Annotated in this window: 4 protein-coding genes and 1 pseudogene; 1 reads left to right on the top strand and 4 read right to left on the bottom strand. The window is 71.5% G+C overall.

Annotation, left to right across the window (positions count from 1 at the left end; all coding sequences use genetic code 11):
- Positions 1–258 (top strand): annotated as a pseudogene (locus tag ACK5M9_RS11265) (HNH endonuclease signature motif containing protein); the annotation flags it as partial.
- Between the two features lie 279 nt (positions 259–537).
- On the opposite strand, the gene ACK5M9_RS11260 reads toward ACK5M9_RS11265, so the two are convergent.
- The 4 genes from ACK5M9_RS11260 to pheS form a co-directional block, all read right to left on the bottom strand.
- Positions 538–2232: a PE family protein gene (locus ACK5M9_RS11260; RefSeq protein ID WP_416893256.1), complete on the bottom strand. Its 1695-nt coding sequence runs from the start codon at positions 2230–2232 to the stop codon at positions 538–540.
- A gap of 157 nt (positions 2233–2389) precedes the next feature.
- Positions 2390–5272 carry a PE family protein gene (locus tag ACK5M9_RS11255; protein WP_416893255.1) on the bottom strand — a complete coding sequence of 961 codons (2883 nt, stop codon included), beginning with the start codon at positions 5270–5272 and terminating at the stop codon, positions 2390–2392.
- Between the two features lie 135 nt (positions 5273–5407).
- Positions 5408–7897 carry a phenylalanine--tRNA ligase subunit beta gene (gene pheT, locus ACK5M9_RS11250; protein ID WP_416893254.1) on the bottom strand — a complete coding sequence of 830 codons (2490 nt, stop codon included), beginning with the start codon at positions 7895–7897 and terminating at the stop codon, positions 5408–5410.
- A complete protein-coding gene (gene pheS / locus ACK5M9_RS11245) occupies positions 7897–8940 on the bottom strand; it encodes a phenylalanine--tRNA ligase subunit alpha (RefSeq protein WP_416893253.1) in 1044 nt (347 codons plus the stop codon). Before pheS ends, pheT begins: the two co-directional genes overlap by 1 nt.
- Positions 8941–9069 lie beyond the last annotated feature (129 nt).

Raw genomic sequence — 9069 nt, 5'->3', positions numbered from 1 at the left:
TGCACCAAACCCGGCTGCGACACCCCCGCCGCCCACTGCGAAGTCCACCACGTCACCGGCTGGACCAAAACCAGGCGCACCGACATCAACGACCTCACCCTGGCCTGCGGCCCCCACAACCGCCTGGCAGAAAACGGCTGGACCACCCGAAAAAACAGTCGCGGCCACACCGAATGGATCCCACCCCCACACCTCGACACCGACCAACCCCGCGTCAACAACTTCCACCACCCCGAACGACACTTCACCCGCGAGGATGCCGGGAACACAGGGAAGACAAGGACGGAGCGGTCCAGGCAGGAGAAGGCGGGCCCGGGGAAGCCGAGGCCGGGGCCGGGGCCGGACCCGGAGAAAACGGGGCCAGGACAGGCGGGCCCGGTCAAGACGGGCCCGGAGAACCCTGAGCCGGGGACGCTGGGCCCCGGGGAGGCCAGCGGGGACACCGGGCTGGCGACCGCTAGTTGAGGTGGCGAGGGCCGCGGGCCGCGGAGCACGGGGAGGAGGCTGGGCAGCTTCGTCTCCGCCGCGGAGGATTGGTCAAGGAGCGAAGAAGCCCAACGGCTGCGGTATCCAGGGGCTCAGGCCGGACCCGTTCCAGCCGGCCAGCAGCAGGGCCGCAACTGCGTTGTCGGCGGTCTCCATGAACCCGGGCACGCCGGCGACGTTGCCGGCCAAGAGTGCGGTGAGCACGCCCGGCCACTCCGGTGCTGCTGTGGCGGCCGCCGGCATCGGCCCCGGCAAACCAAACCTGCCGAACAGCCGGCCGCCCGAGCCGGCCGGCCCGCCGCCACCGGCCAGACCAACGGCGTTCGCGACGCCCCCGGCTCCACCGGCGCCGCCATCGCCGCCATCGCCGATCAGCAGCGAGTAGCCGCCGGGGCCCCCTTCGGCGCCGGTACCGCCATAGCCGCCGGATGTCATACGGCCCGTGCCGCCCGCACCGCCTGCGCCGCCGGCACCACCATCGCCGAAGATCGTATTGCCGCCAGTACCGCCCAGCGCGCCGTTGCCGCCGATTTTGGCTCCAGCACCGCCGGTACCGCTGGCACCTCCGGCACCCGCATTGCCCAGCACGGTGTTGCCGCCGGCACCACCGGCCCCGGCGCCACCGCCGTGGCCGTTGGTTGACGAAGTATCTGAGCCTCCCTCGCCGCCTACCCCACCGGCACCGCCCGTGCCGATGACGGTGTTGCCGCCGGCGCCGCCCGCGCCGCCAACCCCTGCCCTGCCGGTACTGGTCGTATCTTCGCCGCCGAAACCGCCGTCACCTCCTGCGCCGCCATTGCCGATCAAGAATGAGCTGCCGCCCTGACCGCCTGCGCCGCCAGTGCCACCATCGATCACCGCGTATTCAGACAAGCCGCCGGTGCCGCCGGTGCCGCCGTTACCGCCATCGCCGAAGACCAGGCCGCCGGTGCCGCCGTTGCCGCCGGCACCCCCGCTACCCGCGGCGTCGCCTGCGGCGAAGTCATCGGCGCTGCCGCCGGTGCCACCGTGGCCGCCGTTGCCGCCGCGGCCGAAGAAGCCCGCGTTGCCGCCGGCGCCGCCGTGGCCACCATGGCCTGCCACGATGTTTGGCCCTGTCGTATCGCTGGCGCCGATTCCGCCGGCACCGCCCTGGCCGCCTGCGCCGTACAGCCAGCCGGCATCTCCCCCGGCACCGCCGTTGCCGCCGTTGGGGGTCTGCCCGAACCCGCCGGTGCCGTTGCCGCCGTTGCCGCCGTTGCCGAACAGGGTCGCGGCCCCGCCGCGGCCGCCGGCACCGCCCTGCTCGCCGCCGGCGCCGCCGTTGCCGCCGTTGCCGTACAGCCAGCCGCCGGGCGAACCGTCGCCGCCGGCTCCGGTTCCGACGCCCGCGGCACCGTCGGCTCCGTCGCCGATCAGCGGGCGACCGGTGTACAACTCGAAGGGGGTGTTCACCACGTCGAGGGCCGCCTCCAAGGGTGTGGCGGCCGCGGCCTCGGCTGTCGCATAGGCGTCCGCTCCGGAACCCACGGCCGCAGCGAACCGGGTGTGGAATGCCGATGCCTGGGCGCCGAGGGCTTGGTATGCCTGGGCGTGGGCGCGGAAAACGTTTGCGATGGCAACCGACACCTCATCGGCCGCGGCGGCGGCAACCGACGACGTCGACTCCGAGGCCGTGGCGTTCGCCGCATCGAGTGTGGCGCCGATGGCGGTCAGCTGCGCAGCGGCAGCCGCGACGAGGTCGGTTCCCACGATCAGAAACGCCATCGACGGCCTCCTGAACTCGATATTGACATGCGTCGGACACATGGGGAAAAGGCGTCAAGGATGCCGATGGCGGGATGTCCGCCCACCGCGGCTTGTCAGCGTTGCTCCCCGGCGTACCGGGCGTCAGGCTCCGGGTACGCCGGGGAACACGCGGACGTCAGTAGGGCATCGCGTTGACAAGCTCGAGCGGCGCGTAGTTGAGCAGCCCCAAGATGAGGCCTCCGGTCTGGGTGGCCCCGGGCCCGTCCAGCGGGATTGTGGCAGTGACCACACCCGCCGTGTTGCTGGCTACGATCGTAGCCGAGATGTAGCGCATGGGGGACAGGATTCCTCCGACCGGAATGTTGGCTTGGAGTACATCGACCTCGGGGCCCACCACCGGCACCAGCTCCGGTGACAGCGGCAGAACGATGTGCCCCTCGCCGTTGAGGAATGCGTTGGCGGCCGTGGCCGGCAGGGATGCCAGGGTGTTCGCGGCCAGGTTGTAGTCCCCGAGGGTCAATGCCGACGAGAAGGTGTTCATGGTCTCGTTGACCGCCATCCCGGTCACCCACGGAGCACCGATGAGGTCGACACCCAACGCCAGCGGCAACCCCATGACCATCTTCCCAGCGAGATCTCCGCCATCGATGGTGCCGGTAATCCCCATGGAGATGTTGGTGTTGGTGACTGCCTGGAACAGGCTCGCCCCGTTCATGGCGATCTCTCCGGGGATCGGGGCGACGGTCAGAAGGTCGCCGGCGGTACCGGTCGGGAGGATGTTGTTCATATCGGTGGTGTCCAGACCGGTGTAGAACAGGTTCGCCACCGCCTTGTCCATGATCCCGGGGATGGCCTGGGGATTGCCGGACACCATTGCGTTGATGACGTTCTGGAACGCAGGGGGGAAGCCCGCCAAACCGATGGTGAAGTCGCGGGTGGCAGCGGTCAAGGCGGCCGCAGTCGTGCCGACGTAACCGTTGAGGTCCCACGCCAGCTTGTTCAGCAACGGTGTCGGTTGGCTGAGCCAGGTTTCGGCGATGTTGTTCCAGTTGGCCGAGGTGTTGGCGTTGAGATCCTGATACGCGTTCGGGTCGGGGGCCGACTCCGCCGAGAACGCCGATGCCGCCGCGGCAGAGCCCACCGCCTCGGCGCCGGACGGCACCACCGTTCCGCTGAACAACCCGGTACCCGGGTTGCCGTTCTGGCCGGCTGCGCCTTCGGAACTGCCTGTACCGCCGGCACTGCCAATGCCACCGGAGCCGCCGTAGCCGAAGACGGTATTACCGCCGTGGCCGCCTTCGCCTCCGTTACCGCCGGGAGTAGTCGCACCGTTACCGTCACCGCCGGCTCCGCCGCCGCCACCGTCGCCGCCATTGCCGATGAAGGTGTTGCCGCCGGCTCCGCCGACTCCGCCGGCTCCGCCTCCTCCCTTCGCGCCTGCCGTCTGGGTACCGCCGTCGCCGCCGGCGCCCCCATTGCCGCCATTGCCGTAGCCGAATGCGCTACCACCCTGACCGCCGACACCGCCGTTTCCGGCTATCGAATTGCTGTGTTTGCTCTCGCCGCCGTCGCCGCCGTCGCCACCGTGGCCACCGCTGCCGGTGAACAGCCCGCCAGTGCCGCCGCGCCCGCCGTCGCCCCCGGATCCGGCGTTCCCCGTGCCGCTTCCAGCGATTCCACTCGGAATATATCCGCCGGTGCCGCCGTGGCCACCGTTGCCGCCGTTGCCGAACAGACTCGCATTGCCGCCAGCGCCACCATCGCCGCCGAGGGCCGCAGCGGCTGTCAGGAAGGATAGGGCCTTTTGGCCGTTGCCGCCGTTGCCGCCGTTGCCGCCGTTGCCGAACAATAACCCTGCGTTGCCGCCGGCACCGCCGTTGCCGCCGTTGGGGGCGACCTCAAGCAGGCCGTTGGAGCCGTTGCCGCCGACACCGCCGTTGCCCCACAGTGCCACGTCGCCGCCCGCGCCGCCCGGCTGGCCGGTGCCTGTGGTGACGGTGCCAGCTTTCGGAATATTGAGTTGGACTTGCGTCGACGATCCGCCGGTGCCGCCATTGCCGATCACGGTGTTGCCGCCGTGGCCGCCGGCTGACGGGCCGGAGTTCGCGCCGTTGCCGCCGTTGCCGAAGAAGGCATTGCCGCCATTGCCGCTGGCCTCGGCTAGCGTGTGGGAGGTACCGCCGTTGCCGCCGTTACCGAACAGCCCGGCGTCGGCCCCCGCAGCTGCGCTGCCTGCGCCCGCGTTGCCGCCGTTGCCGACGATCAGCCCGGCACGGCCGGCATCGCCGCCGCTGCCCTTCGATAGATCGGAGACCGCGAGATTGGTGGGTGCGGCCCGGTCGCCGCCGTTGCCGCCGTTGCCGAAGAAGTTCGCGTCGCCGCCCGCGCCGCCGAAACCGATCTGTCCGGCGCTGGCACCTGCCCCCGGGTCTCCGGCGGCGCCGCCGTTGCCGCCGTTGCCATACAGCAGGCCGCCGATCCCGCCCGCGCCACCGCTACCGCTCATGGCCGCCGCACCCTTGATACCCCCGGCTCCGCCGTTGCCGCCATTGCCGATCAGGCCCGCGGCCCCGCCGCGCCCGCCGGCGGCACCTTCGCCGCCGGCACCACCGGTGCCGCCGTTGCCATACAGCCAGCCGCCGGCCTGCCCGTCGCTACCGGCGACACCTGCCGCGGAGCCGTCGGCGCCGTTGGCGCCGTTGCCGATGAGCGGGCGTCCCGTCATCGCCTCGGCCGGCGAATTGATCGCGTTGAGTGCCGTCTGCATCGGCGCCGCGGCAGCGGCCTCGGCCGTTGCGTAGGCGTTGGCACCGGAACTCATGGCCTGGATGAATTGGGTCTGGAATGCCGCCGCCTGCGCGCTGATGGCCTGGTAGGCCTCGGCGTGGCTGCCGAAGACGGCGGCGATGGCTGCGGACACCTCGTCTGCCCCGGCGGCCGCGACCGAGGACGTCGGCGCCGCTGCGGCCGCGTTCGCCTCGTCGATCAGAGATGCGATGCCGGCGAGATTCGATGCCGCCGCCGATACCAGGTCAGTGCCTACAGTTACGAACGACATCCGTCGCCTCCATGTTGTTGTTGATCGTGAGCTGGGGGTGGCTAACTATGGCGAACGATAACGTACCCTATCCATCGCCGGTTTGGGTGAGAAGTATTACAAGATAATTTCGGCAGCGACCGATTCGCCTCGCGGTCAACTCCGCAGCACCGCGCCCAAACGTTCGGCCGCGCACCGCACCGCCGCGTCGCGGGCCGCGCTCGCCTCCTCCTCAGTCAGCGTGCGATCCGACGCCCGGAATCGCAGCGAGAACGTCAATGACCTGTTGTCTTGGCCGATCTGCGGGCCGGTGAACTCGTCGAACAGCGCGATGTGCTCCAGCAGATCGCCGGCACCGTCGCGGAGGGCGTCCTCGACGTCGCGGGCCGCTACGTCGACCGGAACCACCAGGCTGACGTCCTGGAACACCGCCGGGAACGGAGACACCCGCGGCGCCGGCAGCGGCGTCGTGACGGGCAACGCATCCAGGTTCAACTCGACCGCGCAGGAACCCGCCGGCAGCCCGGTGCGTTCGATCACCGCCGGATGCAGTTGCCCGGCGTGCCCGACCGGTGTGTCGCCCACGATGACGGCGGCGCAGCGGCCGGGATGCCACGGAAGATACTGCGCGGGCCGCAGCGCGGCGTCGACGCCGCAGGCGCGCGCGATGATCCGCACCGCCTCGAACGCGTCGGCGGCCTCGACGGGCCGGCCCGGCCCCCACGGGCCGCGCGGCTCACGCAGCCCGGCCAGCACCACCGCGACGTGCTGCGGCTGCCGTGGCAGGCAGGCGTCCAGGGCGGCGATCTCGGCCTCGGAAGGGCGGCGATCGACCGGGATCGCACCGACGGCCCCGGCCACGTCGCAGTGTTGGACCACCTGGGCGATGGCGAACAGCGCGGTATCTGAGATTCCGCGGGAGACGTTGCGGGCCAGGGTCTCCAGCAGCGCCGGCAGCAGCGTGGTGGCCAGCTGCGGCCGGTCGGCGTCCAACGGGTTGAGCACCCTGGTCGTGGTACGCCGCGGGTCGTCGCGGGGCAACCCCCACAGGTCGAACACCCCGGCGGGCAGGAACGGGGTCGGCAGGATCTCAATGTACCCGGACAGTGCCAGCGAGGTGCCGACCGCGCGGCGGCGCCGCTGGCCGGCGGTGAGTCCGCGGCCCGCAGGCGCGGTGGGCAGCACCGGCGGGACGGCTTCCAGGCCCTCCAGTCGCAGCACCTCCTCCACCAGGTCGGCGGGCTGCAGCAGATCCGGGCGCCAGCTCGGCGGGGCCACCGTCAGGGTGCCGTCGTCCTCGGCGCGCACCGCCGCACCGATCTGAGTCAGCCGGCGCGCCGTTGTGCCCGGCGGGTAGGTGAGTCCGGCGACCCGGTCGGGTAGGCCGGCGGGGATCCGGATCGGCGGAGGCGACCAATCCGTGCTGGGCGGGTCGCCGCGCCAGTCGGTCAGCGCCGGCTCGGCTACTCCCCCGGCGATGTCGACCAGCAGCCGGGCGCAGCGGTCCAGGACGGCCACCGAGATCCCCGGGTCGACTGCTCGCTCGTAGCGGCGGGCGGCCTCGCTGGGTAGATGCAGCCGGCGCTGGGTGCGTGAGATCGCCGCCGGGTCCCATACGGCGGCTTCCAGCAGGATGTCGGTGGAATCGGCGCGCACCTCGGTGCTGGCCGCCCCCATGACCCCGCCGATGGCCGCGGTGGCGACGTCGTCGACGATCAGCACGTCGGCGGGTTCCAGCCGGCGCTCGATGTCGTCGAGGGTGACGACGGTATCGCCCGGGCGGGCGAACCGCACGTGCAAGTCACCGGTGATCCGGGTGCGATCGTGGGCGTGCATCGGGTGCCCGAGTTCGAGCATAACGTAGTTGGTGACGTCCACCGCCGGTGAGGCGGGCCGGATTCCGGCCAGCAGCAGACGCCGCCGCAGCCACCACGGCGACACCGCCGCCGGGTCGATTCCGGCCACCGGGCGCAGCGCGAACCGGCGCACCCCGGTCGCCGGGTCCACCGTCAGCGGCCACGCCGGGCCGTCTACCGGCAGCGGCGGCACCTCGGCCGGGTCGGCGAAGTCCAGGTTGAAGGCGCAGGCGAGCTCGCGGGCCAGCCCGCGCACCGACATCGCGTATCCGCGATCCGGTGTGATCGCCAAGTGGAAGACCACGTCGTCGAGACCGAGGACGGCGGCGGCGTCCGCGCCGGGCTCCGCGGTTCCCGGCGGCAGCATCAGGATGCCGGAATGGTCGGCGCCCAGGCCGAGTTCGGTCGCCGAGCAGATCATGCCGTGTGACGTGCGCCCGTAGGTTTTGCGGGCGGCAATGGTGAAGCCACCCGGCAGCGTTGCCCCCGGCAACGCCACCACCACCAGGTCGCCGGCCTCGAAATTGGTGGCGCCGCAGATAATTTCCTGCGGGTCGTCGGCGCCGACGTCGACCACGCAGGCGCGGATGGGTTTCTTGAAGCCGGTGAGTTCCTCGATCTGTGACACCCGGCCGACCACCAGCGGCCCGTCCACCGGGCCGAGGGTGAGTACCCCTTCGACCTCGTGGCCGACGCGCACCAGCGCCGCCTCGACGTCGTCGGGCCCGGCATCCCAGTGCGGGGCGCCCGCGCGGACCGCCTCGCGCAACCAGCTGTACGCCACCCGCATCAGAGGCCAACCCCGAATGGCAGGGAGAATCGGACATCGCCTTCGACCATGTCGCGCATGTCGGGGATGCCGTTGCGGAACTGCAGGGTGCGCTCCAGGCCCATGCCGAACGCGAAGCCGGAATAGTCCTGCGCGTCGATGCCGGCGGCCCGCAGCACGTTGGGGTGCACCATTCCGCAGCCGCCCCACTCCACCCAGCCGGGTCCGCCCTTCTTCCCGTCGAACCACACGTCGACCTCCGCGGACGGCTCGGTGAACGGGAAGAAGTGCGGGCGCATCCGGGTGCGCGCCGCCGGCCCGAACTCCGAGCGGGCCAGCGCGTCCAGGGTGCCGCGCAGGTGCGCCATGGTCAGCCCGCGGTCCACCGCCAGCCCTTCGACCTGATGGAACACCGGTGTGTGGGTGGAATCGAGTTCGTCGGTGCGAAACGTCCGGCCGATCGAGATGACGTAGACGGGCAGGTCGCGTTCGAGCAGGGTGCGCACCTGCACCGGTGAGGTGTGCGTGCGCAGCACCTGCCGCGAGCCCTCCGGGGCGATATAGAAGGTGTCCTGTTCGCTGCGGGCCGGATGGTCCGGCGGAAAGTTCAGGGCGTCGAAGTTGAACTGCTCGCTCTCCACCTCCGGCCCCTCGGCCAGTTCCCAGCCCATCGCGACGAAGGTGTCGGCGATGTGTTCGCCCAGGATGGTGATCGGATGCCGGGCACCCGTGGGCTGGCGGGTGGACGGCAGCGTGACGTCGATGCGCTCGGCGACGAGCACGGCCGCATCCCGCTCGGCGCGCAGGACCGCCAGCCGCTGGTCGTAGGCGCGCTGGGCCTCGGCGCGGGCGAGGTTGACCCGCTTGCCGGCGTCGGCGCGCTCGTCCCTGGGCAGGCCGGCCAGCGCTTGACGTGCCCGCGCGAGCGGCGAACGGTCACCGAGGTGCTCGGTCCTGACGTGCGCGAGCGTTTCCAGGCTGTCGGCGCCGGCGAGGGCTCGCTCCGCGGCCTCGACCGCGCCGGCCAGGGCGTCCGGCGACAGATCGACAGGTTGATCACCCACGCGGCGGCACTCTCCTTGCTGACGGGGCTGGCTGGGCTGAGCGGCCATCACCCCCGCGTAACGCCCGGGTGCGGTCCGCTTCATTGCGGGCTGGGTTCTCCGCTCGGCTATGATGTACGTGCCGATCTT

This window comes from Mycobacterium sp. (assembly GCF_047975165.1).
Classification (GTDB): Bacteria; Actinomycetota; Actinomycetes; order Mycobacteriales; family Mycobacteriaceae; genus Mycobacterium.
Note: the sequence above shows the minus strand (reverse complement) of the source record. Positions and strands in the feature narration are given on the sequence as shown.

What these genes read in the sequence shown, in the direction of transcription:
- ACK5M9_RS11260 (WP_416893256.1), bottom strand. Translation starts at nt 2,232, where the DNA reads ATGGCGTTTCTGATCGTGGGAACCGACCTCGTCGCGGCTGCCGCTGCG.
- ACK5M9_RS11255 (WP_416893255.1), bottom strand. Translation starts at nt 5,272, where the DNA reads ATGTCGTTCGTAACTGTAGGCACTGACCTGGTATCGGCGGCGGCATCG.
- pheT (WP_416893254.1), bottom strand. Translation starts at nt 7,897, where the DNA reads ATGCGGGTGGCGTACAGCTGGTTGCGCGAGGCGGTCCGCGCGGGCGCC.